This is a genomic window from Allobosea sp. TWI1241 (genome assembly GCF_039673065.1).
In the GTDB taxonomy this organism is placed as follows: Bacteria; Pseudomonadota; Alphaproteobacteria; order Rhizobiales; family Beijerinckiaceae; genus Allobosea.
Window position 1 is genome coordinate 1 of record NZ_JBDJKW010000004.1, and the last position, 25,915, is coordinate 25,915.

General features: G+C 72.1%; 26 protein-coding genes. 24 read left to right on the forward strand and 2 right to left on the reverse strand.

The window, feature by feature from the left end:
* Positions 1 to 111 precede the first annotated feature (111 nt).
* Positions 112 to 624, forward strand: coding sequence for an HK97 family phage prohead protease (locus ABE438_RS06885; RefSeq protein ID WP_346501817.1), 513 nt, complete (start codon positions 112 to 114; stop codon positions 622 to 624).
* A 31-nt stretch (positions 625 to 655) separates the two neighbouring features.
* A complete protein-coding gene (locus ABE438_RS06890; protein ID WP_346501818.1) occupies positions 656 to 1,897 on the forward strand; it encodes a phage major capsid protein in 1,242 nt (413 codons plus the stop codon).
* A 6-nt stretch (positions 1,898 to 1,903) separates the two neighbouring features.
* On the opposite strand, the gene ABE438_RS06895 is transcribed toward ABE438_RS06890, so the two are convergent.
* Both ABE438_RS06895 and ABE438_RS06900 read right to left on the reverse strand, forming a co-directional pair.
* The gene (locus tag ABE438_RS06895) at positions 1,904 to 2,785 is read right to left on the reverse strand and encodes a S1 family peptidase (RefSeq protein WP_346501819.1); all 882 of its coding nucleotides are present in this window, start codon (positions 2,783 to 2,785) and stop codon (positions 1,904 to 1,906) included.
* Between the two features lie 53 nt (positions 2,786 to 2,838).
* Positions 2,839 to 3,618 carry a S1 family peptidase gene (locus ABE438_RS06900; protein WP_346501820.1) on the reverse strand — a complete coding sequence of 260 codons (780 nt, stop codon included), beginning with the start codon at positions 3,616 to 3,618 and terminating at the stop codon, positions 2,839 to 2,841.
* A 74-nt stretch (positions 3,619 to 3,692) separates the two neighbouring features.
* On the opposite strand from ABE438_RS06900, the gene ABE438_RS06905 reads away from it, so the two are divergent.
* From ABE438_RS06905 to ABE438_RS07010, 22 genes are all read left to right on the forward strand, one after another.
* Positions 3,693 to 4,262, forward strand: coding sequence for a head-tail connector protein (locus ABE438_RS06905; RefSeq protein ID WP_346501821.1), 570 nt, complete (start codon positions 3,693 to 3,695; stop codon positions 4,260 to 4,262).
* 5 nt (positions 4,263 to 4,267) lie between these two features.
* The gene (locus ABE438_RS06910) at positions 4,268 to 4,612 is read left to right on the forward strand and encodes a phage head closure protein (protein ID WP_346501822.1); all 345 of its coding nucleotides are present in this window, start codon (positions 4,268 to 4,270) and stop codon (positions 4,610 to 4,612) included.
* Positions 4,609 to 5,019 carry a DUF3168 domain-containing protein gene (locus tag ABE438_RS06915; RefSeq protein WP_346501823.1) on the forward strand — a complete coding sequence of 137 codons (411 nt, stop codon included), beginning with the start codon at positions 4,609 to 4,611 and terminating at the stop codon, positions 5,017 to 5,019. Before ABE438_RS06910 ends, ABE438_RS06915 begins: the two co-directional genes overlap by 4 nt.
* A gap of 17 nt (positions 5,020 to 5,036) precedes the next feature.
* Entirely contained in the window at positions 5,037 to 5,447 is a 411-nt protein-coding gene (locus ABE438_RS06920; RefSeq protein WP_346501824.1) for a phage major tail protein, TP901-1 family, read from the forward strand.
* A 13-nt stretch (positions 5,448 to 5,460) separates the two neighbouring features.
* Positions 5,461 to 5,805, forward strand: coding sequence for a GTA-gp10 family protein (locus ABE438_RS06925; RefSeq protein WP_346501825.1), 345 nt, complete (start codon positions 5,461 to 5,463; stop codon positions 5,803 to 5,805).
* A complete protein-coding gene (locus ABE438_RS06930) occupies positions 5,802 to 6,038 on the forward strand; it encodes a phage tail assembly chaperone (RefSeq protein WP_346502103.1) in 237 nt (78 codons plus the stop codon). Before ABE438_RS06925 ends, ABE438_RS06930 begins: the two co-directional genes overlap by 4 nt.
* 3 nt (positions 6,039 to 6,041) lie before the next feature.
* Positions 6,042 to 6,626: a phage tail tape measure protein gene (locus ABE438_RS06935; protein WP_346501826.1), complete on the forward strand. Its 585-nt coding sequence runs from the start codon at positions 6,042 to 6,044 to the stop codon at positions 6,624 to 6,626.
* A 28-nt stretch (positions 6,627 to 6,654) separates the two neighbouring features.
* Positions 6,655 to 7,296: a DUF2460 domain-containing protein gene (locus ABE438_RS06940; RefSeq protein WP_346501827.1), complete on the forward strand. Its 642-nt coding sequence runs from the start codon at positions 6,655 to 6,657 to the stop codon at positions 7,294 to 7,296.
* Positions 7,297 to 7,306: 10 nt separating this feature from the next.
* Positions 7,307 to 8,191 (forward strand): DUF2163 domain-containing protein, encoded by an 885-nt coding sequence (locus tag ABE438_RS06945; RefSeq protein ID WP_346501828.1) that lies wholly within the window; start codon positions 7,307 to 7,309, stop codon positions 8,189 to 8,191.
* On the forward strand, positions 8,188 to 8,637 hold the full coding sequence (locus ABE438_RS06950; protein ID WP_465248570.1) for an NlpC/P60 family protein: 450 nt from the start codon (positions 8,188 to 8,190) through the stop codon (positions 8,635 to 8,637). Before ABE438_RS06945 ends, ABE438_RS06950 begins: the two co-directional genes overlap by 4 nt.
* Positions 8,637 to 12,560 carry a baseplate multidomain protein megatron gene (locus ABE438_RS06955; RefSeq protein ID WP_346501829.1) on the forward strand — a complete coding sequence of 1,308 codons (3,924 nt, stop codon included), beginning with the start codon at positions 8,637 to 8,639 and terminating at the stop codon, positions 12,558 to 12,560. Before ABE438_RS06950 ends, ABE438_RS06955 begins: the two co-directional genes overlap by 1 nt.
* 110 nt (positions 12,561 to 12,670) lie before the next feature.
* Complete coding sequence (locus ABE438_RS06960) at positions 12,671 to 12,952, forward strand: PepSY domain-containing protein (RefSeq protein ID WP_346501830.1); 282 nt, start codon at positions 12,671 to 12,673, stop codon at positions 12,950 to 12,952.
* Between the two features lie 43 nt (positions 12,953 to 12,995).
* Positions 12,996 to 13,658 carry a response regulator transcription factor gene (locus ABE438_RS06965; protein ID WP_346501831.1) on the forward strand — a complete coding sequence of 221 codons (663 nt, stop codon included), beginning with the start codon at positions 12,996 to 12,998 and terminating at the stop codon, positions 13,656 to 13,658.
* Positions 13,659 to 13,664: 6 nt separating this feature from the next.
* Positions 13,665 to 15,041 (forward strand): sensor histidine kinase, encoded by a 1,377-nt coding sequence (locus ABE438_RS06970; protein ID WP_346501832.1) that lies wholly within the window; start codon positions 13,665 to 13,667, stop codon positions 15,039 to 15,041.
* 78 nt (positions 15,042 to 15,119) lie between these two features.
* On the forward strand, positions 15,120 to 16,232 hold the full coding sequence (ccmI, locus tag ABE438_RS06975; RefSeq protein WP_346501833.1) for a c-type cytochrome biogenesis protein CcmI: 1,113 nt from the start codon (positions 15,120 to 15,122) through the stop codon (positions 16,230 to 16,232).
* Between the two features lie 41 nt (positions 16,233 to 16,273).
* Entirely contained in the window at positions 16,274 to 16,747 is a 474-nt protein-coding gene (ccmE, locus tag ABE438_RS06980) for a cytochrome c maturation protein CcmE (RefSeq protein WP_346502105.1), read from the forward strand.
* Positions 16,748 to 16,757: 10 nt separating this feature from the next.
* Positions 16,758 to 18,743, forward strand: coding sequence for a heme lyase CcmF/NrfE family subunit (locus tag ABE438_RS06985; protein WP_346501834.1), 1,986 nt, complete (start codon positions 16,758 to 16,760; stop codon positions 18,741 to 18,743).
* A 5-nt stretch (positions 18,744 to 18,748) separates the two neighbouring features.
* The gene (locus ABE438_RS06990; protein WP_465248571.1) at positions 18,749 to 19,216 is read left to right on the forward strand and encodes a cytochrome c-type biogenesis protein; all 468 of its coding nucleotides are present in this window, start codon (positions 18,749 to 18,751) and stop codon (positions 19,214 to 19,216) included.
* Positions 19,217 to 19,337: 121 nt separating this feature from the next.
* Positions 19,338 to 20,567 carry a S1C family serine protease gene (locus ABE438_RS06995; protein ID WP_346501835.1) on the forward strand — a complete coding sequence of 410 codons (1,230 nt, stop codon included), beginning with the start codon at positions 19,338 to 19,340 and terminating at the stop codon, positions 20,565 to 20,567.
* A 176-nt stretch (positions 20,568 to 20,743) separates the two neighbouring features.
* Positions 20,744 to 21,427, forward strand: coding sequence for a response regulator transcription factor (locus tag ABE438_RS07000; protein ID WP_346501836.1), 684 nt, complete (start codon positions 20,744 to 20,746; stop codon positions 21,425 to 21,427).
* A complete protein-coding gene (locus tag ABE438_RS07005) occupies positions 21,411 to 22,913 on the forward strand; it encodes a sensor histidine kinase (protein WP_346501838.1) in 1,503 nt (500 codons plus the stop codon). The genes ABE438_RS07000 and ABE438_RS07005 overlap by 17 nt, the downstream gene beginning before the upstream one ends.
* 30 nt (positions 22,914 to 22,943) lie before the next feature.
* Positions 22,944 to 25,898 carry a bifunctional [glutamine synthetase] adenylyltransferase/[glutamine synthetase]-adenylyl-L-tyrosine phosphorylase gene (locus tag ABE438_RS07010; protein WP_346501839.1) on the forward strand — a complete coding sequence of 985 codons (2,955 nt, stop codon included), beginning with the start codon at positions 22,944 to 22,946 and terminating at the stop codon, positions 25,896 to 25,898.
* Positions 25,899 to 25,915 lie beyond the last annotated feature (17 nt).

Genomic DNA, 25,915 nt, shown 5'->3' on the forward strand with positions numbered 1-25,915 from the left:
CGCCACGACCGTCGCGCGTGCGGCGCCCCAGCCGCGCGAGGTGATCGGTCGCTTCTTCGCGACGATCGGCCGGCTGGAGGGCGGCGAACGCTCGAACGGGGAGGGTGCGCGATGAGGTGCGCGCTCCCGGCGTCCGCGCAGGAACTCAAGGCGCTCGCGCGTCCGCTCACGCGCGTCGAGGCCGACGGGGTCTTCGAGGGCTATGCCAGCCTGTTCCGCGTCGCCGATCTCGGCAAGGACGTGGTCGAGCCCGGCGCCTTCCGCGACAGCCTGGCGCGCCGCGGTGCCGCCGGCGTGAAGCTGCTCTGGCAGCACGACCCGGCCGAGCCGATCGGCCGCTGGCTCGACCTGCGCGAGGACGGGCGCGGCCTGCGCGTGCTCGGCCGCCTTTCGCTTGCGGTCGGCCGTGCCCGTGAGATCCACGCGCTGATGCACGACGGGGCCGTCGACGGGCTGTCGATTGGCTTCCGCACCGAACGCGCCCGTACCGAGCCGCGCACCGGGCTGCGCCGGCTGGAGAAGGTCGACCTCTGGGAGATCTCCCTCGTGACCTTCCCGATGCTGCCGCAGGCGCGTGTCGGCCGCGTCAAGGCGCGGCTCGCACCGCTGCCGGCCCATTCCTGATCCGTAACGCCCTTCAACCCCAGGAGACGTCATGACCCAGACCAGCCAGCCCCGCGAAACCAAGGCCGTCGGCGACGCCGCGCAGGCCTATGAAGATCTGCGCTACACGCTCGAGGCCTATCGTTCCGCCAATGAGGAACGCCTGACCGAGCTCGAGGGCCGCATGGGCGTCGATGCGCTGACCGACGAGAAGCTCGTGCGGCTCGACCAGGCGCTCGACGAGACCCGCCGCCGGCTCGACCGGCTGACGCTCGACAGCCGCCGCCCGGCGCTCGGCGGGGAGGAGACGGGCGCGCCGGCCGTCGCCGAGCACAAGGCGGCCTTCGACGCCTATGTCCGCCATGGCGAGGCCGGCGGCCTCAAGAGCCTGGAGGGCAAGGCGCTCTCCGCCGGCTCCGGCCCCGACGGCGGCTATCTCGCGCCGGCGACTGTCGAGAGCGAGATCCTGCGCCGTCTCGCCGCCGTCTCGCCGATCCGCGCGCTCGCCACGGTGCGCATGATCTCGGCCGGCACCTATCGCAAGGCCTTTTCCACCGTCGGCCCGGCGGCGGGCTGGGTGGCGGAAACGGCGGCCCGCCCGCAGACGGCGGCCTCGACGCTGGCCGAGCTCTCCTTCCCGGCCATGGAGCTCTACGCCATGCCGGCCGCGACCCAGACCCTGCTCGACGACGCCATCGTCGACATCGACCAGTGGATCTCCGAGGAGGTCGAGGGGGCCTTCGCCGAACAGGAGAGCGCCGCCTTCGTCTCCGGCGACGGGGCCAACAAGCCGCGCGGCTTCCTCGCCTATCCGACCGTCGCCGAGGCGAGCTGGAGCTGGGGGAACATCGGCACGCTGAAGACCGGCGTCGCCGGCGCGCTGCCGGCCTCCGCCCCCGCAGATATCCTGATCGACCTCGTCTACGCGCTGAAGGCGGGCTATCGCCAGAACGCCAGCTTCGTGATGAACCGCAAGACCCAGGCGGTGCTGCGCAAGCTGAAGGACGGCAACGGCCAGTATCTCTGGCAGCCGCCGGTCTCGGCCGGGGCGCCGGCGACGCTGCTGGGCTTCCCGGTGGCGGAGGCGGAGGACATGCCCGACATCGCCGCCTCTGCGGTCGCGATCGCCTTCGGCGACTTCCGCCGCGGCTATCTGGTGGTCGACCGGGCGGGGGTGCGCATCCTGCGCGATCCCTATTCCGCCAAGCCGCATGTGCTGTTCTACACCACCAAGCGCGTCGGCGGCGGGGTGCAGGACTTCGCTGCGATCAAGGGGCTGGCCTTCGCGGCCTGAGCCTGCTCAGCGGCTGAACCACCAGCTGTAGCTGGCATCGGGCCGGACCTGCGGCATTGCCTGCCGCGTGTTCGGCCCGGCATCCATCGCCATCAGCCGGCGGCTCGCCTCCACGATCCAGTCGTGATGCTCGCTGATCGGGGTGATCGCGGTGAAGCCGCCGCAGATCAGCCTGACGCGCGAACTCAGCGGCCCGCTCGACCAGGAGACGATGCCGACCAGATCGCGCTCGGAAGCCTTGCCGCGCAGGACCGGTCCACCGGAATCGCCGCGGCATGCGCCGGCGCCGAGCACCTCGCCACGGTGCTCGGCGTCCACCGCGACCTTGACGGTGTTGGCGGTGGTGTAGTTGCCGGCGTTCACCAGGGTCGCCTCGCGCAGCACGCGGGCGCTGCCCTTGTTCTTCTCCGAGCCGAGGCCGAACCCGGCCATGGTGACGGTCTCGCCCTGGGTGAGGCGTCCGCCCAGTTCCAGGGGGCGCAGATCGGCTGGCAGCGGCTGGGCCAACCGGACCAGCGCGATGTCGGCGCCCGGCTGGGTGCGCGGCGTCGTGCCGGGCTGGAAGCTCGGATGGGGCAGCACGGAGGCGACCTTGTGCGTCCGGTTGCGGAAGCGCCGGTCGAGGCTGATCACGCGGATCGAGCCGCCGGCCATCAGGCAATGGGCGGCGGTCAGAACCAGCTCGGAGGCGACGACGACGCCCGAGCACAACTCGCCATGGCTGGTCTCGACCCGCACGGTCGAGGCACGCACGCCGTCGGCCCCGCGCGACTGCACGCCGCCGACCACCGCCATCGCAGGCGGCGGGGCGAGCATCGTGCCGGCGAGGACGGCGAGGAGGGTGGCGCCGGAGCGCCTGGCGGGACGGGTCGTGATCGGGGCGGCCATGGCGGCACTCTATGGTTTGAGCGGAAACAGTCCAGTGGGCGCGGCGGTTCCGCTCAGCGTCCGCCGGACCAGCGTGCGGTCTCGCCCCAGCCGGTGAGGGTCCGGTCGATCCAGCCGCGCTGCGGCGCGACGAGCACGCCCTGGCTGAGCAGGCCGCATTGTCGCTTGGCCGGGCCGGTCGACCAGCTGGTCACCGCGACGACGCCGTTCCCGGCGAGCATCGGCCCGCCCGAATCGCCCTGGCAGGCGCCGGCCCCGGCGCGCTTGCCGCCGCCGGCCGGATCTGAGGCCCAGAGCAGCACGCGGCCGGGCCCATAGGGCTCGACCACCGAGAGCGCCGCCGACCGGTAGGTGCCGGTGGTGCGGGCCTCGCCTTCGCGCGAGACGCCATATCCGGCGAGCGTGATTCCTGCGCCGGCGCGCGGCTGCTGGCCGTCGAGCAGCGTCGCGGGCGCGAACCGCGCCGGCAGCGGCTCGCCGAGCCGGATCAGGGCGAGGTCGATCGAGCGCTGGCGCGCCGCGACCGCGCCGGCGTTGAAGCCGGGATGCAGCGCGATCGTCGCCGGCTCGACCAGCACCGGTTCCCCGCCTTCGCGCCAGTGGACGCGCAGCGCGGCGCCCTGCGCGCAGTGGGCGGCGGTGAGGATGGCGCGGCGCGACAGCACGATGCCGGTGCAGACCCCGCCGCGCGCATTGAGGACCATCACGGTCTCGCCCGCGAGCGGACCGCCTTCGCTGCCGCCGACGACGGCGGCAGCCGGCCCAGCGGCCAGAAGCCCGAGGCCTGCGCCGGCGACGAGGCCGGCAAATCGAATCTGCATGCCGCGGCGCATGGCGTCCTCCGTCCTCACGGAGGCGCTGGATAGCGCATCGGCGACCCGCTTCAAACCCGCAAGAGAGGGTGACCATGACGCCGCTCGCACTGACGCCGCCGGCCATCGAGCCGGTTTCGCTGCCGGAAGCCAAGGATTTCCTGCGGATTCTCGCCGATGACGAGGATAATCTGCTCGCCACGCTGGTGACGGCGGCGCGGCTTATGGTCGAGGCCGCTTCGGGCCGGATGCTGATCGACCAGCACTGGCGCATCGTCCTCGACGCCTGGCCGCGCAGCGGGCGCTTGCGCCTGCCGCTCTCGCCGGTCTCGGCCGTGGTGGCCGCGCGCGTCTACGACCGGGACGGGGGCGCGACGCCGGTGGAGGGGGAAGCACTGTCGCTCGAGCCGGGCTCCGATCCGCCGGCGATCGCGCTCGCCGGCGCACTGCCCGCGCCCGGCCGTGCCCATGCCGGGATCGAGATCGACGTGGTCGCCGGCTTCGGCCCGCTGCGTGACGCTGTGCCGGCACCGCTGCGGCAGGCGGTACTGCGGCTGGCCTGCCGCTGGTTTGAATTGCGCGGCGACGTCGCCAGCCGCGACGCGGCGCGCCTGCCCGAGGAGGTCGCCGCGCTGGTCGCCCCCTTCCGCCGGGCGAGGCTGTGAGCGCCATGACGAACGAGACCGCAAGACCGGCGCCGGTCGGCACGCTGCGCCGGCGCATGCTGCTCGAGCGCCTGGTCGCGACACCGGACGGGCTCGGAGGCGCGACCAGTACGTTCGAGACCGTCGCCGCCGTCTGGGCCCGGCTCGACTGGATCTCCGGCGAGGAGCGCTGGCTCGCCGACCGGCCGGAGCAGGCGGCGCACCAGCGCATCACCCTGCGCTGGCGCGGCGACGTCAGCGCGGGGCTGCGCCTGCGCGACGGCGCGCGAATCTTCGATATCCGGGCCATCGCCGATCCCGACGGCAGCCGGCGGCGCCTGGTCTGCCTCGTCGAGGAGGTCGGGCCATGAGCACCGCGATCTCCGCGCTGCGCCGCGCGATCCAGGCGCATCTGGCCGCCGATGCGGCGCTGACGGCGCTGATCGGCCCGGGCCGGATCCATGACGAGCCGCCGCGGGCGGCCAAGGGGGTCTACGTCGTCCATGGCGAGGTCGATGCGCAGGACTGGTCGACCGGCAGCGATCATGGCTGCGAGCAGCGCTTCGCCCTGATCGTCTGGGCCGAGGAGAGCGCCTCCGCCCGGCTGGCGCTGGACGCCGCCGGCGCGATCGTCGCTGCCCTGCGCAACGCGGCCCTGCCGCTGGACGGCCACCGCCTCGTCTCGCTGCGCTGGCTTTCGTCGCGGCTGGCGCGCGAGCCCCGCAGCCGCCTGCACCAGGTCACGCTGCGCTTCCGCGCCGTTACCGAAGACCTCTGACCGCGAAAGGACGCGCCATGGCTGCCCAGAAAGGCAAGGACCTGCTGCTGAAGGCCGCCGACCCCGGCGGTGCCTTCGTCACCGTGGCGGGGCTGCGCGCCCGCCAGATCGCCTTCAACGCCGAGACGGTCGACGTCACCCATGCCGAGTCGGCCGGGCGCTGGCGCGAGCTTCTCGCCGGCGCCGGCGTCAGGCGGGCGGCGATCAGCGGCGCCGGCATCTTCAAGGACGAGGCCTCCGACGCGCTGGTCCGCCAGATCTTCTTCGACGGCGCGATCCGCGACTGGCAGGTGATCGTGCCCGATTTCGGCACCATCACCGGGCCGTTCCAGCTCTCCTCCCTCGAGTATCGCGGCGATCACGCCGCCGAGGTCACCTTCGAGCTGTCGCTGGAATCCGCCGGCCTGCTCGTCTTCACCCTGGCCTGAGACGGAGGGCGGCATGGTCAATCGCTATCGCGGCGAGGTCGCGCTGATGGTCGAGGGGCGGGCGCTGCCGATGCGGCTGACGCTCGGGGCGCTGGCCGAGCTGGAGGCCGCCTTCGCGGTCGACAGCCTGCCGGCGCTCGGCGAGCGCTTCGTCGGCGGCCGCCTCTCGGCGCGCGACGTCACCCGCATCCTCTATGCCGGCCTGCGCGGCGCCGGCGGCGGCCTGAGCGAGGCGGAGGTCGCGGCGCTCGCCTTCGACGGCGGGCTGAACGGCGCCATCGCCGCCGCCATCGCCCTGCTGGACGCGACCTTTTCGGCGCCGGGCGACGCCCGCCCTCCCGCGCCGCCGGAGGGCTGAGCCCGCCTCCGGCGGCGGCCTTCCCCTGGGCGGAGGTGATGGCCTTCGGGCTCGGGCGGCTCGGCTGGACGCCCGAGGCGTTCTGGCGCGCCAGCCCCCACGAGATCGCTGCGGCGGCGCGCGCCTTCGATGGCGTCCGCGGCGGCCAGCCCATCGCGCGCGGCGCCTTCGAGGCGATGATGCGTGCCCATCCGGACCTGTGCGGCGACCCGTCGCTCGAAGAAGAGAGGTGATCCATGACCGAGGACGGCGAGAGCGGTCTCGAGCTGCCGGCGCTGCGCAGCATGACCAGCCTGACGCAGGAGCTGACCAAGGCATCCGACGGCTTCGGGCGGGCGATCACCACCGCCTTCTCGCGCGGCGTCGTCGAGGGCAAGCGCTTCGAGGACGTGCTGCGCAGCGTCGGCCGCTCGATGAGCGACAGCCTGCTCAAGGCGGCGCTGAAGCCGCTGCAGAGCGGCCTCACCGGCCTGCTCGGCTCAGGGCTCGGCGGACTCGCCAACCTGTTCGGCGGCGGGCTGGGCGGCGGTGCAGCCTCCTCGGTCTCCGTCTTCGCCGATGGCGGCGTCGTCGCGGCGCCGACCTATTTCGCCATGGGGCGCGGCCTCGGCCTGATGGGCGAGCGCGGGGCCGAGGCGATCCTGCCGCTCTCGCGCGGGGCCGACGGCAAGCTCGGCGTGCGCGCCGGCGGCGAGGGGCGCCGGCCGGTCAACGTCACCGTCCAGGTGCAGACCCAAGATGCCGAGAGCTTCCGTCGCTCGGAGGCGCAGGTCTCGGCCGCGATCGCGCGCGCGGTGGCGCGCGGCAGCCGCGCGCTCTGATGGCGAAAGTCCGCGAGGGAGGGCTGCGATGAGCGGGTTCCACGAGATACGCTTTCCGCTGGAGGTCGCCCGCGGCGCCCGTGGCGGTCCGGAGCGGTTGACGCAGATCGTCACGCTGGCCTCGGGCCGCGAGGTCCGCAACAGCCGCTGGGCCCAGTCCCGCCGGCGCTACGATGCCGGCTTCGGCGTGAAGACGCTGGATGCGCTGGCCGAACTGGTGGCCTTCTTCGAGGAACGGCGCGGGCGACTTTACGGATTCCGCTGGCGCGACAGGCTCGACTGGAAGAGCTGCGCGCCCTCGGCGATGCCAGAGGCGGGCGACCAGCAGATCGGCGTCGGCGACGGCACGACCCGCCTGTTCCAGCTCGCCAAGCGCTATGGCGGGCTGCATGCGCCCTATATCCGGCCGATCGCCAAGCCGGTCGCCGGCAGCGTGCTGATCGGCGTCGACGGTGTCGTGCAGGCCCAGCCCGCCGCGGTCTCCTGCGACCACGCCACCGGGCTCGTCACCTTCGCGCCCGGCCATGCGCCGGCGAGCGGTGCTCTGGTTACTGCCGGCTTCGCCTTCGACGTGCCGGTCCGGTTCGACCTCGACGCCATCGAGGTCGATCTCTCGGCCTTCGAGGCCGGCGAGATCCCCCATATTCCGATCGTCGAGATCGTCGCCTGAGGGCTCAGCCATGCGTGATCTGCCCGCCTCGCTCGCCGCGCAACTCGCCGGCGAGGCGACGACCCTGTGCCGCTGCTGGAGCTTGACGCGCCGAGACGGCGTTGTGCTCGGCTTCACCGACCATGATCGCGACCTCGTCTTCGAGGGCATCACCTTCCGCGCTGGCGCCGGGCTCGAGGCGGCGGAGACCACCGCCGAGCTCGGCTTCGCCACCGGGGGCGGCGAGGCGTCCGGGGCGCTCGCCTCCGGCGGGCTCGGCGAGGCGGAACTCGCGCGGGGCCTGTTCGACGACGCCGCGGTGAAGCTCTGGCTGGTCGACTGGCGCGATACCGCCGCGCGCACCCTGCTGGAGACCGGCTTCGTCGGCGAGGTCAGGCGCAGCGACACCGGCTTCTCGGCCGAGATGCGCGGGCTCGGCAAGGCGTTCGACGAGGAGCGGGGCGGCCTCTACACCGCCTCCTGCTCCGCCGATCTCGGCGATGCGCGCTGCGGCGTCGCACTGACCGTGGCGACGGCGAGCGTCGCAACCACGGACGGACGGCTCGGCCTGACCGCACCGGCGCTCTCGGCCTATGCCGACGGCTTCTTCAGCGCCGGGCGGCTGGTCTTCACCGCGGGCGGCAATGCCGGATTCGGCAGCGAGGTGAAGGTGCATCGCGCCGGCGGGGAGGGCGTCTCGCTGCAGCTCTGGCAGGCGGCTCCGAACCCGATCGCGCCCGGCGACGGCTTCACCGTCTCGGCCGGCTGCGACAAGCGCTTCGCCACCTGCCGCGCCCGTTTCGGCAATGCCGTCAACTTCCGCGGCTTCCCGCACCTGCCCGGCAACGACTTCATCATCGCCGGCGGCACCGACCCCGGCGCCGCGCCCTTCGACGGCGGGAGCCTGTTCCGGTGATCGCCGCCGGCGACGCCACCCGCGCCCGCATCCTCGCCGCCGCCCGCGCCTTCCTCGGCACGCCCTATCACCACCAGGCGTCGCTGAGGGGCGTGGGCTGCGACTGCCTCGGCCTGGTGCGCGGCGTCTGGCGCGAGGTTCATGGCGCCGAGCCCGAGGCGACGCCGCCCTATGCGGTCCACTGGGCCGCGCATGCCGCCGGCGAGACGCTGACCCTGGCGGCGGGGCGCCACATGCTGCCGGTCGCGCCCGCCGCGCGCCGGCCCGGCGATCTCCTGCTCTTCCGCTGGCGCGACCATCTGCCGGCGGCGCATTGCGCCATTCTGTCGAGCCCCGAGCGCATGCTGCACGCCCATGACGGTGCCGCGGTCTGCGAGGTCGCACTGTCGGGCTGGTGGCTGCGCCATCTCGCCTTCGTCTTCTCGTTCCCGGAGGTCTCGTCCTGATGGCCACGCTCGTTCTGCAGGTCGCCGGCACGGTGGTGGGCACGGCGCTCGGAGGCCCGGTCGGCGCCATGATCGGCCGGTCGATCGGCGCGATCGCCGGCGCAGGGCTCGATCGCTCGCTGTTCGGCGCCGGCGGCGGCACCCGCATCGTCGAGGGGCCGCGGCTCAGCGAGATCGAGGGGCTGGCCTCGACCGAGGGAGCGCCGATCCCGCGCGTCTACGGCCGTGCGCGCCTCGGCGGACAACTGATCTGGGCGACGCGCTTCGAGGAGGAGATCACCACCACCGTCACGCGCAGCAAGGCCGGCGGCAAGGGCGGCCAGAAGGCGCAGAAGACCTACGAGACGACCTACAGCTATTACGCCAATCTGGCGGTGGCGATCTGCGAGGGGCCGATCGCGTTCGTCCGCAGGATCTGGGCCGATGGCCGCGAGATCGACTTCAACACGGTGGCGCTGCGCATCCATCGCGGCTTCGAGACGCAGCAGCCCGATCCGCTGATCGCGGCGAAGGAGGCGGGCGCGGCTCCGGCCTATCGCGGCATCGCCTATGTCGTGCTCGAGCGTTTCCCGCTTGCCGACTATGGCAACCGCGTGCCGCAATTCGCCTTCGAGGTGGTGCGGGCGGTGCCCGGCCTCGGCGGCATGATCCGCGCGGTGACGCTGATCCCCGGCGCCAGCGAGTTCATCTACCAGCCGACGCTGGTGAACCAGGAGCCGGAGCCGGGCACCAGCATCGCCGAGAACCGCCATCAATGGCACAGCGGCACCGATGTCGACGGGGCGATCGCGCATCTGCTGGCGCTGTGCCCGTCGCTGCGCCGCATCTCGCTGGTGGTCAGCTGGTTCGGCGACGATCTGCGTGCCGGCACCTGCACGGTGACGCCGCGGGTCGAGATCGCGCAGAAGACGACGGTCGGTGAGACATGGCGGGTCGCGGGGCTGGAGCGCTGGCAGGCCCGCCTGGTTAGCCTCTCGAACGGCCGGCCGGCCTATGGCGGCACACCATCGGATGATGCGGTCATCGCGCTGATCCGTCGCCTGCGCGACGTCTACGGGCTGGAGGTCGTGCTCTACCCCTTCGTGATGATGGACGTGCCGGCCGGCAACGCCCTGCCGGATCCGCATACCGGCGCGGCCGGCCAGCCGCCCTATCCCTGGCGCGGGCGCATGAGCTGCATGCCGGCGCCGGGCCGGCCGGGCTCGCCGGACGGAACGCCGGCCTCCGCGACGCAGATCGCCGCCTTCCTCGGCACGGCCCGCGCCGCCGACTTCTCGCTCGCGGACGGGCGCGTCCTCTGCGCCGCGCAGGATGACTGGGGCTTCCGCAGGGCGGTGCTGCATGCAGCGATGCTAGCCAGGGCCGCCGGCGGCGTCGCGGGCTTCGTCATCGGCTCCGAACTGGTCGGACTGACGCGGGTGCGCAGCGCGCCGGGCGTCTACCCGATGGTCGAAGGCCTGGTCGATCTCGCCGCCGAGGTCCGGTCGATCCTGCCTGCGCCGACTGCGCTGGTCTATGCGGCGGACTGGACCGAATACGGCGCCCATGTCCTGGCCGGCGGCGACGAGGTGCGCTTTCCGCTCGATCCGCTCTGGGCGAGCCCGGATATCGACGCGATCGGCATCGACTACTATCCGCCGCTCAGCGACTGGCGCGACACGCCCGACCATGCCGACGCCGCGCTGGCGCGGGGAGCGAGCGATCTCGCCTATCTGCGTGACCGGCTGACGGCGGGTGAGGCCTATGACTGGTATTACGCCTCGTCCGGCGAGCGGCAGGCGCAGATCCGCCGGCCGATCACCGACGGCGCCTATGGCAAACCCTGGGTCCATCGGCCCAAGGATCTGCCGAACTGGTGGCGCAACCGCCATGTCGAGCGTGTCGGCGGCGTCGAGCGGGCCATGCCCACCACCTGGCTGCCCGGCTCCAAGCCGATCTGGCTGACCGAGATCGGCTTGCCGGCAGTCGACAAGGGCGGCAATTCTCCCAATGTCTTTCCCGATCCGAAATCGGTCGACGGCGGTTATCCGCATTTTTCCACGCGCGTGCGCGACGATCTCGTCCAGGCGCGTGGGCTGGAGGCGATCCTCTCCGGCTTCGATCCGGCGCTGCCGGGTTTCCATCCCGCTCGCAACCCAGTCTCGCCGGTCACCGGCCTGCGCATGGTCGATCCCGCCAACATCTATGTCTGGACCTGGGATGCGCGGCCGTTCCCCGCCTTTCCCGACCTGATCTCGGTCTGGGCCGATGGCGGCAACTACGACACCGGCCACTGGATCAACGGACGGCTGGAAGGCACGCCGCTCGACCGGCTGATCCGCGCGGTCCTGGCCGATTACGGCCTGCCCGCCGCCGACGAGATCGCGGTCGATGGCTTCCTCGACGGCTACGTGCTCGACCGGCCTCTCTCGGCACGGCAGGTGTTGGAACCGCTGGCGCACGCCTATGGCTTCGATGCGACCATGACCTCCGGGCGGCTGCGCTTTCGCGGGCGCGCCGGGGCTGTGGTCCGCCATCTGACCGCGGACGATATCGTGCCTGACCGCGAGGGACGGCCCTACGAGATCAGGCGCGCGGAGGAGAGCGAGCTGCCGCGCGAACTCAGGCTGGCCCATATCGACGGCGACAACGGCTATCGCCGTGCCGCCGCGCGCTCGCGCCGGCTGGCCGGTGGGGCCCGGCGCGAAAGCGCCGTCGACACCGCGATCGTGACGCGCCGGGCCGAGGGCCAGCGTCTCGCCGATCAGCGCCTGCAGGAACTCTGGGCCGGGCGCGAGACGCTGGAGATCGCCCTGTCGCCGCGGCTGATCGCGCTGGAGCCGGGCGATGTCGTCTCGCTCGATGTCGACGGGCGCCCACGGCTTTTCCGCCTGACGCGCATCGCCGACGGTGCGGTGCGCATGGCGAGCGCCCGGGCCGTCGAGCCGGCGATCTATGCGCCCGCTCCGGTCGCCAGCGATACCGGGACCAAGCCGCATGTCGTGCCGCGCGTCGCCGGGCGGCCGGACGCGCTGCTGTTCGACCTGCCGCTCGCGCTCTCCGAGCCGCCGGCGCTGCTCTTGCTGGCGGCGCAGGCCGATCCCTGGCCCGGTGCGCTGGCGGTCTGGCGTGCCGCGGCGGACCTGCCCTTCGAGCTGGCGGGCCTGGTCGAGACGCCCTCGATCATGGGCGAGACGCTGAGCGCGCTCGGTCCGGGGCCGCTCTGGCGCGGCGATCGCCTTGGCGCGGTCGATATCCGGTTGCGCGGCGGCATTCTCGCCTCCGTCGACTGGGTTGCGGCGCTCGGCGGCGCGAATGCGTTTGCCCTGATCGACGCGGCCGGCATGGTCGAGATCGTCACCGCAGCGCGTGCCGAGCTGATCGGGGATCGCAGCTTTCGCCTGTCGGGCCTGCTGCGCGGGCTCGGCGGCTCGGAGGCGATGGCGTCGCGGCATCTGCCAGCGGGGGCCCGGGTCGTGGTGCTCGACGGGGCGGCGCTCCCCCTCGCGACGCGTCTCGACGATGTCGGCCGCCACTGGCGCTATCGCGTCGGCCCCGTCACGGCCGACATCGCGATGCGCGAGCTTTCCGCGACGGTCGGCGCGGCGGCGCTGCGGCCGCTGGCGCCGGTCCATCCCAAGGCGCGGCGCGGGCCGGACGGCGTGCGCCTGAGCTGGATCCGCCGGACGCGGACCGGCGGCGATTCCTGGGAACTGGCCGAGGTGCCCCTCGGGGAGACGTCCGAGCGCTACAGGATCGTCATCCACCGCGACGGTGCGGCGATCCGGACCATCGAGACCGATACGCCGGTCTTCGACTATGCGCAGGCGACCGAACTCGCCGATTTCGGCCAGAAGCAGGCCCTGCTCGACGTCGCGATCGCGCAGATCGGGGCGGTCACGGGGGAGGGCGAGCGCTGGCGCGGCGAGGTCGCGGTGCGCTGAGCGACGTTCGGGCGCAGGGCATGCCGCAGTGCATTCATGGACCATTCACGCGCCGCGCGATAGCCACGGGGACCATGCTGCTCGCCCCGACTTCAGCGTTGTTCGCCGCCGTGAGCCTGTCCGTATCGCCGGTGTCGCCGGTCGATGCGGCGGCCCCGGTCGCCTGCCTCTCCGCGGACGAGACGCGCGAGGCGGTGACTGCGGGCCAGGTCATGCAGCCGGCGCTCGCCTCCCGCCACGCCCGCGACGCGGCGCCCGGCGAGGTCGTGCGCATCAGCCTGTGCCGGCAGGGCGAGAGCTTCGTCTATGTCGTGACCACCCTGAAGCGCGACGGGCGCGTCGCACGGGTGACGCTCGACGGACATTCGGGCAAGGTGTCCGACATCCGCTGAGGCGGACACCGTGATCCTGGCACCCTGACGGAGACATCAAGCCGTGCGACTGCTCGTCGTCGAGGACGACAAGGACCTCAACCGCCAGATCGTCAGCGCGCTCGAGCATGCGGGCTACGCGGTCGACAAGGCCTTCGATGGCGAGGAAGGGCTCTATCTCGGCGATACCGAGCCCTATGACGCCGTGATTCTCGATCTTGGCCTGCCGAAGATCGATGGCGTCTCGGTGCTGCAGGGCTGGCGCCGCGAGGGCAAGACCATGCCGGTGCTGATCCTCACCGCCCGCGACCGCTGGAGCGACAAGGTCGCCGGCTTCGATGCGGGCGCCGACGATTACGTCACCAAGCCCTTCCACGTCGAGGAACTGCTGGCCCGCGTCCGTGCGCTGCTGCGCCGTGCCGCCGGGCACGCCACCTCCGAGCTGGTCTGCGGCCCCGTCAGGCTCGACACACGCGCCAGCCGCGTCGTCGTCGACGGCAACCCGATCAAGCTCACCTCCCACGAATACCGGCTGCTGGCCTATCTGATGCACCATCAGGGCCGGGTGGTGTCGCGAACCGAGCTGGTCGAGCATCTGTACGACCAGAATTTCGATCGCGATTCCAACACGATCGAGGTCTTCGTCGGCCGCCTGCGCAAGAAGCTCGGCGTCGACGTCATCGAGACCGTCCGCGGTCTGGGATACATCGCCGCGGCGAAGGACTGAGCCGGCATGGCCGTCCGCCGGCAGCGCTTCTCGCTGGGCAGCCGCCTGTTCCTCTCGGCGGTGATCTGCTGCGCGCTGGTGCTGGCTTTGGCCGGCGCCGGACTGACCACCTTCTATCGCCGCTCGGCCGAGCGCGGCTTCGACGAGCGGCTGAGCGTCTACATCAAGGAACTCGTCGCCGATCTGGCGGCGCCGCCCGAGACCGAGCGCCAGACGATCGGCGACCTCGGGGAGCCGCGCTTCGACCTGCCGCTCTCCGGCTGGTACTGGCAGATCATCCGCCTCGACGGCGAGCGGCCGGTGGTGCGGACCTCGCGCTCCCTGGTCGGCGGGCAATTGCCCAAGCTGCTCGACCGCAAGCTGGAGCCCAACCAGCGCGGCCTGCGCGAAAGCTACATCCTCGGCCCGGACGACCGGCGACTGCGCATTCTCGAACGTGAGATCGACGTCGGCGAGGACGGGCGCTTCACGGTCGGCGTCGCGGCGCCTGCCGACGAGATCGACGAGGATATCCGCGAGTTTCGCTTCGCGTTGACCCTGACCTTCCTCTTCCTCGGCTTCGCCCTGGTGATCTCGACGATTGCCCAGGTCCGCTTCGGCTTGCGCCCGCTGGTGCGGCTGCGGGCGCAGGTGGGCGCGGTGCGCACCGGCGAGAGCGCGCGGATCACCGGCACCTACCCGCCCGACCTCGCGCCGCTGGCGGGCGAGCTCAACCAGCTCATCGATGCCAATCGCGAGATCCTGGAGCGGGCGCGCACCCAGGTCGGCAACTTGGCCCATGCGCTCAAGACGCCGCTCAGCGTGATGCGCAACGAGGCCGAGGCCGCCGACGACGCGCTGGCGCAGACGGTCCGCCACCAGACGACGATCATGCGCGACCAGGTCCAGTATTATCTCGACCGCGCACGGGCGGCGGCGCTCTCGGGTGCACTCGGCGGCGCCACGGAGATCGCCCCGTCGCTCGACGCCCTCATTCGCACCTTCGGCAAGATCACGCGCGATCGCGCCGTCGCCGGCAGCCATGCGGTGCCCGAAGGCGTGCGCTTCCGCGGCGAGAAGCAGGATCTGGAGGAAATGCTCGGCAACCTGCTCGACAATGCCTTCAAATGGGCGCGGCATCGCGTCACGGTCGCGCTCGCCCCCGAAACGGACTGGCCGGAGGGACGGCTGTCCCTGCTGATCGACGATGACGGGCCGGGCCTGCCGGACGAGGCGCTGGCGGAGGTGCTGAAGCGGGGCCGCAGGCTCGACGAAACCACGCCCGGCTCGGGGCTCGGGCTCTCCATCGTCGTCGACCTCGCCAAGCTCTATGGTGGCGGGGTCTCGCTGGAGCGCTCGCCGCTGGGTGGCCTGCGCGCGCGGCTGGTTCTGCCGGTTGTTTGATGGGCGACAAGGCGCGCGTGACCGTTTGTCGCCATCTTGGGACATGAAGCTGGCGAGGCGATTGGCTATGAACGCACGATGCTGATCTGGATCATCTTTGCGCTCATGACCGGGGCGAGCGTGCTGGCGGTGCTCTGGCCGCTGGGCCGCCGCCAGCCGGCGCTCTTCGCCGATACGGCCGGGGCGACCGCGCTCTACCGCGCGCAGCTCGCCGAGATCGACCGCGATCTCGGCCGGCGGATGATCGGCGAGGGCGAGGCCGCGGCCGCGAAGGCCGAGGCCGCGCGGCGCCTGCTGCGGGCCGCCGATGCCGAGCCCGCTCCCGAGGGCGAGAGCGAGCCTTCGCTGCGCCGCCGCCGCGCGGCCTCGGCGATCGCGCTCTCCTGCGTCCCGCTCGTCGCGCTGCTGATCTATGGCGCGCAGGGCTCGCCGACGCTGCCCGACCAGCCGCTCGCTGCCCGCCTCAAAGGCAGCCCGAACGGCCAGGACTTCGGCATCGCGGTGGCGCGCATCGAGGCGCATCTCGCCGCCAACCCCTCCGACGGCAAGGGCTGGGCCGTGCTGGCGCCGGTCTATCTGCGCATCGGCCGCTATGATGACGCCGCCAAGGCCTTCGCCTCGGCGATCCGCCATGGCACGCCCAGCGCCGAGCTTCACGCCGGCCAGGCCGAGGCGATGATCCTCGCCGCTGGCGGCGTCGTCACCGCCGCGGCCCGCGAGGAACTCGCCGCCGCGACGCGGCTCGAACCGGCCAATCCCCGCGCGCGCTTCTTCCTCGCCATCGCCCAGGAGCAGGACGGCGACGCCGGCAAGGCGATCGCCGCCTTCAAGGCGCTTCTGGCAGACGCTCCCAAGGACGCGCCCTGGGCCGCGGCCGTGCGTTCGCGGCTGTCGCAGCTCGAGGCGCGGCCCGATCCGGATGCGGCGGCCGCCATCGCCGCGATGCCGCAGGGCGACCGCGACACCGCCATTCGCGGCATGGTCGAAGGCCTCGCCGCGCGCCTGGCGGAATCCGGCGGAACCCTGCCGGAATGGAGCCGCCTGATCCGCTCGCAGATGGTGCTGGGCGACAAGGAAGCGGCCGGGCGCTCGCTCGCCACGGCACGCCAGCGGCTGGCAGAGGACAAGGCCGCACTCGACGCGCTGGCGGCGCTCGCCGCCGAGACCGGGCTGAAGGAGGCCGCACAGTGAGCGTCCAGTCCGGTTCGCCCGTTATGCCGGCGCGCAAGGGCATGACCCGCAAGCAGCGCCGCCTGGTGATGATCGGCGCGGCCGGCCTCGTTCTCGCCGTCGCGGCGGGGCTCGTCGCCTATGCGCTGCGCGACAGCATCGTCTTCTTCTACGGCCCCACCGAGATCGCCGAGAAGGGCGTGGCGCCAGGCACCCGCCTGCGCCTCGGCGGACTGGTCGAGGCCGGGTCGGTCCAGCGCGGCCCGGGCCAGGAGGTGCGCTTCGCCGTCACCGATTCCAAGACCGTGATGACGGTGCACTATAGCGGCCTACTGCCGGATCTGTTCCGTGAGGGGCAGGGCGTGGTCACCGAGGGTGTCTTCGAGGGGGGCACGCGCTTCAAGGCCGATTCCGTCCTCGCCAAGCACGACGAGAATTACATGCCGCGCGAGGTCGCGGACACGTTGAAGAAGCAGGGACACTGGCAGCCGGGCGAGGACAAGCCGGGCGCCGGCACCGCTCCGGCGGCGAAGTGACGGAGCCAGCATGATCGTCGAAATCGGCCATTTCGCGCTGGCGCTCGCCCTCGGTGTCGCCGCGGTGCAGATGGTGGTGCCGCTCTGGGGCGTCAGCCGGCAGGACCCGGCGCTCGCGGCCGTCGGCCCCGCCGCGGCGGTCGCCTGCTTCGTGCTGGTCGCCATCGCCTTCGGCTGCCTGACGGCGTCCTATGTCCTTTCCGACTTCTCGGTCGAGAACGTCGCGTCCAATTCGCATTCCGCCCAGCCGCTGCTCTACAAGCTGACCTCCGTCTGGGGGAACCATGAGGGCTCGCTGCTGCTCTGGGTGCTGATCCTGGCGCTGTTCGGCGCGCTGGTCGCGCTCTCCAAGCGCTCGCTGCCGCCGCGGCTACGTGCCGGCGCGCTGGCGGCGCAGGGCTGCGTCACCGTGGCCTTCCTGCTCTTCACGCTGCTGACCTCGAACCCGTTCCGCCGGCTCGTCCCGGCCCCGGCCGAGGGGCAGGACCTCAACCCGCTGCTCCAGGATCTCGGCCTCGCGATCCATCCGCCGCTGCTCTATGTCGGCTATGTCGGCTTCTCGATCACCTATGCCTTCGCGGTCGCGGCGCTGATCGACGGGCGCATCGACGCCGTCTGGGCGCGCGCCGTGCGGCCCTGGACGCTGCTGGCCTGGACCTTCCTGACGCTCGGCATCTCGATGGGCTCCTACTGGGCCTATTACGAGCTCGGCTGGGGCGGCTGGTGGTTCTGGGACCCGGTCGAGAACGCCTCGCTGATGCCCTGGCTCGCCGGCACGGCGCTGATCCATTCGACCGTGGTGATGGAGAAGCGCGACGCGCTCAAGGTCTGGACGATCCTGCTCGCGATCCTGACCTTCTCGCTCTCGCTGCTCGGCACTTTCGTGGTGCGCTCGGGCGTGCTCACCTCGGTGCATTCCTTCGCCACCGACCCGCAGCGCGGCCTGTTCATCCTCGCCATTCTGGTCTTCTTCGTTGGCGGTTCGCTGGCGCTGTTCGCCTGGCGGGCGCCGCTGCTCAGGCAGGGCGGGCTGTTCGCGCCGGTGTCGCGGGAGAGCGCGCTGGTCGTCAACAACCTCTTCCTCGCCACGGCCTGCGCCACCGTCTTCGTCGGCACGCTCTACCCGCTGGTGCTGGAGATGCTGACCGGCGACAAGATCTCGGTCGGCCCGCCCTTCTTCAACGCGACCTTCGTGCCCGTGCTGGTGCCGCTGCTGCTGCTGCTCCCGCTCGGCCAGACGCTCGCCTGGAAGCGCGGCGACCTGCTGGGCGCGGCCCAGCGGGCGCAGGTGGCCTTCGGCATCAGCGTGCTCGCCACCATCGCGCTGCTCGCCCTGACCCGCGGCGGGCCGGTGCTGGCCCCGCTGGGTGTCGGCCTCGGCGTCTTCCTGATCCTCGGCTCGCTCTGGGATGTCGGCGAGCGCGTCATCGGCCGGGCCAGCGGCCTCGGCGCCGTCTGGTCGCGTGCCGTCGGCCTGCCGCGCTCGGTCTGGGGTACCGCGCTCGCCCATGCCGGCATCGGCGTCAGCGTCATCGGCATCGCCGCCACCGCCTGGAGCACCGAGGCGATCGGCACGCTCAAGCCCGGCGAGAGCCTGACCAGCGGCCGCTACACCGCGACGCTGATCTCGCTGACCCCGCGCACCGGCCCGAATTATCGCGAGGACGTCGCCCGCTTCCGCGTCGTGACGCGCGACGGGCGCGAGCTCAAGCCCGTCGAGGCGATGAAGCGGTTCTATATGGCGCGCGGCATGCCCACCACGGAGGCCGGCATCCGCACCCGCGGCACTGGCCAGGTCTATGTCAGCCTCGGCGAGCCGCAGGGCGACGGCGCGATCGCGGTTCGCCTCTACGACAAGCCGCTGGTGCTGCTGATCTGGATCGGCTCGCTGATCATGGCGGCCGGCGGCCTGCTCTCGCTGACCGACAGGCGCTTCCGCGTCGCCGCGCCGCATCGCGCGAGTGCGGTGCGTGCCGTGCCACAGCCCGCGGAGTGACCGCCTTGCGTCGCGTTCTCCTGCCGCTGCTCGCCTGCCTCGCCCTCGCGGGGCCGGCGCTCGCCCTGCAGCCCGACGAGCTGCTGAAGGACCCGGTGCTGGAGAAGCGCGCGCGCAGCCTGTCCTCGGGCTTGCGCTGCCTGGTTTGCCAGAACCAGTCGATCGACGACTCTGATGCGCCGCTGGCGCGCGACCTGCGGGTGCTGGTGCGCGAGCGCCTGGTCGCCGGCGACAGCGACCAGGCGGTGATCGACTTCGTGGTGGCACGCTATGGCGACTTCGTGCTGCTGAGCCCGCCGGTCAACGGCCGCACCATCCTGCTCTGGGGCGCGCCTTTCGGCATCCTGGCGCTCGGCATGGTCTTCCTCTGGCGCCGTCGCCGAACCACCGTCGAGCCGGCCGCCGGCACGCCGGCGCTGAGCCCGGAGGAAGAGCGCCGCCTCGCCGAACTCGTCGACCGCGAACGCGATTAGGCTCCCCGCCGCAACCTTACGAAAACGTCATGCGCGGGCGAAAGCCGCGTAAGGCGCCGGGCATCATGGTCAGTCTCGAGAAAGCAGGAAGCCCCCCTGCCTTCAGCAGCGAGATGAGACCATGACCGAGATCGACACCGACCTGAACACGCGCGCTGCCGGCAAGCCTGCCACGGCCCGCTCCATCCTCAAGCGCGGCGCGATCGTCGCCGGCGCCGCCACCCTCAGCATCGGCCTGATGGCAGGGCTTGCCGACAGCTTCCTGACCCAGCACGGCGCCGCCAACGCCCAGCCGATCCAGCTCTCCGGCGTGCAGTCGCAGCTTCCCTCCTTCGCCGACGTGGTCGAGCAGGTGAAGCCGGCCGTCGTCTCGGTGCGCGTCACCACCCGTGTCGCAACCACCGGCGCCGAAGAGGGCGGCGAGGTCGAGGGCCTGCCGCCCGGCCACCCGCTGGAGCGCTTCTTCCGCCGCTTCGAGGAGCAGGGCCAGGGCGCCGGCCGCCGCCAGCAGCAGCCGGAGCGCCGCGCAATGTCGCAGGGCTCGGGCTTCTTCATCAGCCAGGACGGCTATGTCGTGACCAACAACCACGTCGTCGCCGACGCGGCCGAGGTCCAGCTCGTCACCGACGCCGGCAAGACCCTGTCGGCCAAGGTGGTCGGCACCGACCCGCGCACCGACCTCGCTCTGCTCAAGGTCAACGAGGCGGGCAGCTATCCCTTCGTCAAGCTGGCGCCGGCCAAGCCGCGCATCGGCGACTGGGTGATGGCGGTCGGCAACCCGTTCGGCCTGGGCGGCACCGTCACCGCCGGCATCGTTTCGGCCCAGGGCCGCGACATCGGTTCCGGCCCCTATGACGACTTCCTGCAGATCGACGCGGCGGTGAACCGCGGCAATTCGGGCGGCCCGACCTTCAACCAGAGGGGTGAGGTCGTCGGCGTCAACACCGCGATCTACTCGCCGTCCGGTGGCAATGTCGGCATCGCCTTCGCCATCCCGGCGGCGACGGTCAACAGCGTCGTCGAGCAGCTCAAGGAGCACGGCTCGGTCGCCCGCGGCTTCATCGGCGTCCAGATCCAGCCGGTCACCGCCGAGATCGCCGACGCCATCGGCCTCAAGGAGCCGAAGGGCGCCCTGATCGCCGAGGCGCAGGCCAACGGACCGGCCGCCAAGGCGGGGCTGCGCCGCGGCGACACCATCGTGGCCGTCAATGGCGAGAAGGTCGCCGACGCCCGCGACCTGTCGAAGAAGATCGCGACCTTCGCGCCCGGCACGAAGACCACGATCACCGTCTGGCGCGACGGCCGCGAGCGCGAGATCAGCTTCGAGGTCGGCCGCCAGCCGGCGGCCTGACCCGGAGCGAGACCGACGCGGCGGGCTCCTGAAGTCGCGTACGAAAGGAGCCTGCCGGGTCGCGGTGTCCTCCCGGCTGTCACGTCGCCCCCCGCCGGGAGGCACCCGTCATCGCGGCAGGCCGGTCCATCAGAACCGGCCTGCCGTTTTCCGCTTTCGTGAGGTAACCTGCCGCCATGCGACTCCTCATCGTCGAAGACGACGCCGAAGCTGCGGCCTATCTCGTGAAGGCCTTCCGCGAGGCCGGCCATGTTCCCGACCACGCCGCCGACGGGCTCCAGGGCTACGCCATGGCGCAGGGCGGCGGCTACGACGTGCTCGTGGTCGACAGGATGCTGCCGCGCATGGACGGGCTTTCGATGATCCGCTCCCTGCGCGAGCAGGGCGAGACCGTGCCGGCGCTGATCCTCTCGGCGCTGGCGCAGGTCGACGACCGGGTGAAGGGCCTGCGCGCCGGCGGTGACGACTACCTGCCCAAGCCCTATGCCTTCTCCGAGCTGCTGGCCCGCGTCGAGGTGCTGGCGCGCCGCCGCAGCGCACCCGCCGCCGAGCCGACCAGCTATCAGGTCGGCGACCTGCTGCTCGACCGGCTGGCCCATCGCGTCACCCGCGCCAGCGAGGAGATTTCCCTGCAGCCGCGCGAGTTCCGCCTGCTCGAATACCTGATGAAGCATGCCGGCCAGGTGGTGACGCGCACCATGCTGCTCGAGAACGTCTGGGACTATCATTTCGACCCGCAGACCAACGTTATCGACGTGCACGTCTCGCGGCTGCGCGCCAAGGTCGACAAGGGCTTCGAGCACCCGATGATCCATACGATCCGCGGCGCGGGATACGTGATCCGTGACGCGGCCCGCTGAGACGCCGGCGCCCGCGGTGCGGCAGAGCTTCCTGCCCAATCTCGTGCGCACCACCGCCTTCAAGCTGACGGCGTTCTATCTCGTCGTCTTCGCGGTCTTCGCCATCGCGATCCTTGGCTATGTCGCCTGGAACGCCCGCAGCCTGCTCGACGCGCAAATCCGTTCGACGATCGACGCCGAGATCCAGGGCCTGGCCGAGCAGCAGCGCATCGGCGGCATCCGCCGTCTGGTGCAGGCGATCGAGCGCCGCTCGCGCGGGCCCGGCGCCTCGCTCTATCTCGTGGTGACGCCGCTCGGCGAGCGCGTCGCCGGCAACATCGAGGCGCTGCCGCCCGGCACGCTCGACCAGCCCGGCGAGAGCGAGATCGAATATGCCCGCTCCTCCGATGCGCTCGACCGGATCAACCACGCCATCGTGCGGGTCTTCATGCTGCCCGCCGGCTTCCGGCTGCTGGTCGGCCGCGACGTCGAGGAGCGCGAGCGCCTGCGCGTCGTGATCCTGCGCGCCGCCGGCTGGTCGCTTCTGCTGGTAATCGTGCTCGGCTGCTTCGGCGGCTGGTTCGTCGCCAGGCGCGTGCTCAACCGCATCGACGGCATGACCGACAGTGCCCGCGCCATCATGGAGGGCGATCTCAAGGGCCGGCTCGCCGTCGCGGGCACCGGCGACGAGCTCGACCGGCTCGCCCTCAACCTCAACGCCATGATGGACCGCATCGGCGAGCTGATGAGCGGCATGCAGCAGGTCTCCGACAACATCGCCCACGACCTGAAGACGCCACTCACCCGCCTGCGCAACCGCGCCGAGGAGGCGCTGCGCACCGCCGACACGCCGGAGGAGCTGCGCACCGCGCTCGAGGGCACGATCGACGAGGCGGACGGGCTGATCCGCGTCTTCAACGCCCTGCTGATGATCGCCCGGCTCGAAACCCGGCAGATCAGCGACAGCATGGTGCGGCTCGATCTGGCCGAGCTGGTGGACGGGCTGGGCGAGCTCTACGAGCCGCTGGCGGAGGAGGCGGGGCTCGCGCTCTCCGTCACCGTCGAGCCGGGCCTCGCGCTCGACGGCAATCGCGAGCTGATCGGCCAGGCGCTGGCCAATCTCGTCGACAACGCCATCAAATACGGCCGCCCCGAGGGCGATGCGCCGGCCGTCGTCGCCGTCTCGGCGCGGCGCGACGGGCCGGATGTCGAGATCGCGGTCGGCGACCATGGCGCCGGCATCCCCGAGGCCGACCGCGACCGCGTGCTTGAACGCTTCATCCGCCTCGACAAGAGCCGCAGCAAGCCGGGCTTCGGCCTGGGCCTCGCCTTGGCATCGGCGGTGGCGCATCTGCATGGCGGCGCGATCCGCCTGTCCGACAACGCGCCGGGCCTGCGGGTCGCGATGCGGTTGCCAGCGGCGGCCGCGCCTGTGGACAGGGGTGAGCCCGGCACGTCTGCGGGCTCGACATCGCCGCCGGAGCCGGCAGGGTTCCACTCGGCCTGATGCGAGGCCGGCCGGCAGGGGGAGCGAGCCTTGGCTGACGCATTACATGAGCGCCTGACCGGCGCGCCGGTGCTGCCGGCTCGGGCGCAGGCCGGGACGCTGGTGGCGCGCGAACTGCTGGAGCGCCTGCACGACGCCGAGGCGGGCGCGGCGCTCGCCGCCCATTTCGCAGCGCATGCAGCCTCCCGCGATCTCGTCGCCGGCCTGCTGGCGCATTCCCCCTTCCTGACCCAGATCATGCGGCGCGATCCGGCCGGGCTGCTGGCTTCGCTGACCACCGCGCCGGAAGCCCGCCGCGATGCGCTGCTCGCGGGCGTCGCTCGCTTCGGCACGCCCGAGACCGCCACCGCCGAGCTGATGCGCGAGCTCCGCCGCTTCCGGCAGGCGATGGCGCTGCTGGTCGCGCTCGCCGATATCGGCGGCGTCTGGTCGGTCGAGACCGTAACCGCGGCGCTGAGCGCCACGGCCGACATGGCGGTGAAGCTCGCGACCGAGCATGTGCTGCAGCAGGCGGCGGGTCTCGGGCGCATCACCCTGCCGGACCCGGCAGAGCCCGGCGCGGGCTCCGGCCTGGTCGTGCTGGCGCTCGGCAAGCACGGCGCCGGCGAGCTCAACTACTCCTCCGACATCGACATCGTCGTCTTCTTCGATCCCGAGGCGGCGGAGGCGGCCGGCGTCGCCGAGCCGACCAGCTTCTTCGTCAAGCTGACCCAGCAGATCGCCCGCATCATCCAGGAGCGCACGCCGGACGGCTACGTCTTCCGCGTCGACCTGCGGCTGCGGCCCGACCCGGGCTCGACACATGTCGCCGTCGCCCTGCCGACCGCCTATGCCTATTACGAGACGGTCGGCCAGAACTGGGAACGCGCCGCGATGATCAAGGCCCGGCCCGTCGCCGGCGACCTCGCGCTCGGCCGGCGCTTCATCGCCGATCTCGCCCCCTTCATCTGGCGGAAGTACTTCGACTTCGCCGCGATCGCCGACATCCATGCGATGAAGCGACAGATCCAGTCGGTGAAGGGCTTCGAGACGCTCGCGGTGCCCGGTCATAACGTCAAGCTCGGCCGCGGCGGCATCCGAGAGATCGAGTTCTTCGTGCAGACGCAGCAGCTGGTCTTCGGCGGCCGGCGGCCGGCGCTGCGCGGGCCGCGCACGCTGGAGATGCTGGCCGAGCTCACCAATGAGGGCTGGATCGGGCCGCAGGCGCGTGACGAGCTCGGCGCCTCCTATCGCTGGCTGCGCACCATCGAGCACCGGCTGCAGATGCGCCATGACGAGCAGACGCAGACGCTGCCGACCGAGGCCGGCGATCTCGAGGCCTTCGCGCGCTTCTGCGGCTATGCCTCCGCCAAGGCCTTCGGCAAGGACCTCGCCGCCCATGCCAAGCGGGTCGAGGGGCATTACGCGCTGCTGTTCGAGGATGCGCCGAGCCTGGCGAGCGAGGCCGGCGCGCTGTCCTTTACCGGCACCGAGAACGATCCCGAGACGCTGGAGACGCTGCGCAAGCTCGGTTTCCGCCAGCCCGCCGTCGCGGCGGAAACCGTGCGCGGCTGGCATTTCGGCCGGCGCGCCGCGGTGACCAGCGCCCGCGCCCGCGAGGTGCTGACCGAACTGACGCCGGCGCTGCTGGTGGCGCTCGGCCGCACCACCGATCCGGACGGCGCGCTCGCCCATCTCGATAACGCCTTCGTGCGCATGCCGGCGGCGGTCGAGCTGCTGACGCTGCTGCGCTCGCACGAGTCCCTGCTGGCGATCTTCGCCGAGATCCTCGGCAGCGCGCCGCGGCTGGCCAAGGTCGCGGCGCTCTATCCCCATGTGCTCGATACGGTGATCGATCCCGCCTTCCGCACGCCGGGCCAGGATGCCGCGCTGGTGGTGCGCCGGGTGCGGGCGATGGTCGGCACGCCGCCGCCCAGCGTCGAGGACGGGCTGGACCGCATGCGCGACGCGGCCCGGCAGGAGAACTTCCTCGTCGGTGCGCGGCTGCTCTCTGGCGTCGTCAGCGCCGAGCAGGCGGCGCAAGGCTATGCCGCCGTGGCCGAGGCCTGCCTCGCCGTCGCCTTCAGCGATACGCGCAGCGCCTTCGCGACAGAGCACGGCGTGGTGCCGGGGGCGGAAGCGGTCGTCGTCGGCCTCGGCCGCCTCGGCGCCGGTGAGCTGACCCCATCCTCCGATCTCGACCTGATGCTGGTCTACGACCGGCCGGACGACAGCGAGGCCAGCGACGGCGCCCGCGCGCTCGACCCCGTCACCTGGCATGTCCGATTCACCCAGCGTCTCGTCGCGGCCCTCACCGCGCCGACCCGGCGCGGCTCGCTCTATCAGGTCGACATGCGGCTGCGGCCCTCGGGCAACAAGAGCCCGGCGGCGACGCAGTTCTCGGGGCTCGTCGCCTATCACCAGGGCGAGGCCGAAATCTGGGAGGAGATGGCGCTGACCCGGGCGCGGGTGGTGGCGGGCGATCCGGCGCTGGCCGCGCGCGTCGAGACCGCGATCCGCGATATCCTGCTGCGCCGGCGCGAGCCCGCCCGGGTCGCGGCCGCGGTCGCCGAGATGCGCGCGCTGATCGCCAGGGAAAAGGGCGAGTCCAACGCCTGGGACCTCAAGCTCGCGGCGGGCGGCCTGACCGATCTCGACTTCCTGGCGCAATATCTGGTGGTGGCGCATGGCCATGACCATCCGCGCCTGCTCGCCCGCACCACCGCCGGCGTCTTCGCCGCGGCGCGCGAAACCGGCGTGATCGCGGCCGAGGATGCCGGCCGGCTGGTGACCGCCGCGCGCTTCCTCGGCGACGTGCAGCTCTGGCAGCGCTTCGCTGTGGAGGAGGATTTCGAGCCGAAGGCGGTGCCGGCGCGGGTGATGCAGCGGATCGCCGCCGCGGTCGGCCTGCCCGACGCCAAGGTGCTCAAGGCCGAGCTCGACGAGACGCGCAGCGCCGTGCGCGGCCTGTTCCGGCAGATCCTCGGGGCGGCGCAGAAGCGCTGAGGCTGGCGCGCCGGTCC

Excerpts from the sequence above, each read along its gene's own strand:
- ABE438_RS06955 (WP_346501829.1), top strand. The coding sequence starts at position 8,637 with ATGGCCACGCTCGTTCTGCAGGTCGCCGGCACGGTGGTGGGCACGGCG.
- ccmE (WP_346502105.1), top strand. The coding sequence starts at position 16,274 with ATGACCCGCAAGCAGCGCCGCCTGGTGATGATCGGCGCGGCCGGCCTC.
- ABE438_RS06895 (WP_346501819.1), bottom strand. The coding sequence starts at position 2,785 with ATGGCCGCCCCGATCACGACCCGTCCCGCCAGGCGCTCCGGCGCCACC.
- ABE438_RS06935 (WP_346501826.1), top strand. The coding sequence starts at position 6,042 with ATGACCGAGGACGGCGAGAGCGGTCTCGAGCTGCCGGCGCTGCGCAGC.
- ABE438_RS06945 (WP_346501828.1), top strand. The coding sequence starts at position 7,307 with ATGCGTGATCTGCCCGCCTCGCTCGCCGCGCAACTCGCCGGCGAGGCG.
- ABE438_RS06920 (WP_346501824.1), top strand. The coding sequence starts at position 5,037 with ATGGCTGCCCAGAAAGGCAAGGACCTGCTGCTGAAGGCCGCCGACCCC.
- ABE438_RS06915 (WP_346501823.1), top strand. The coding sequence starts at position 4,609 with ATGAGCACCGCGATCTCCGCGCTGCGCCGCGCGATCCAGGCGCATCTG.
- ABE438_RS07000 (WP_346501836.1), top strand. The coding sequence starts at position 20,744 with ATGCGACTCCTCATCGTCGAAGACGACGCCGAAGCTGCGGCCTATCTC.
- ABE438_RS06910 (WP_346501822.1), top strand. The coding sequence starts at position 4,268 with ATGACGAACGAGACCGCAAGACCGGCGCCGGTCGGCACGCTGCGCCGG.
- ABE438_RS06995 (WP_346501835.1), top strand. The coding sequence starts at position 19,338 with ATGACCGAGATCGACACCGACCTGAACACGCGCGCTGCCGGCAAGCCT.
- ABE438_RS06890 (WP_346501818.1), top strand. The coding sequence starts at position 656 with ATGACCCAGACCAGCCAGCCCCGCGAAACCAAGGCCGTCGGCGACGCC.
- ABE438_RS06985 (WP_346501834.1), top strand. The coding sequence starts at position 16,758 with ATGATCGTCGAAATCGGCCATTTCGCGCTGGCGCTCGCCCTCGGTGTC.
- ABE438_RS06905 (WP_346501821.1), top strand. The coding sequence starts at position 3,693 with ATGACGCCGCTCGCACTGACGCCGCCGGCCATCGAGCCGGTTTCGCTG.
- ABE438_RS06970 (WP_346501832.1), top strand. The coding sequence starts at position 13,665 with ATGGCCGTCCGCCGGCAGCGCTTCTCGCTGGGCAGCCGCCTGTTCCTC.
- ABE438_RS06925 (WP_346501825.1), top strand. The coding sequence starts at position 5,461 with ATGGTCAATCGCTATCGCGGCGAGGTCGCGCTGATGGTCGAGGGGCGG.
- ccmI (WP_346501833.1), top strand. The coding sequence starts at position 15,120 with ATGCTGATCTGGATCATCTTTGCGCTCATGACCGGGGCGAGCGTGCTG.
- ABE438_RS06885 (WP_346501817.1), top strand. The coding sequence starts at position 112 with ATGAGGTGCGCGCTCCCGGCGTCCGCGCAGGAACTCAAGGCGCTCGCG.
- ABE438_RS06940 (WP_346501827.1), top strand. The coding sequence starts at position 6,655 with ATGAGCGGGTTCCACGAGATACGCTTTCCGCTGGAGGTCGCCCGCGGC.
- ABE438_RS06900 (WP_346501820.1), bottom strand. The coding sequence starts at position 3,618 with ATGCGCCGCGGCATGCAGATTCGATTTGCCGGCCTCGTCGCCGGCGCA.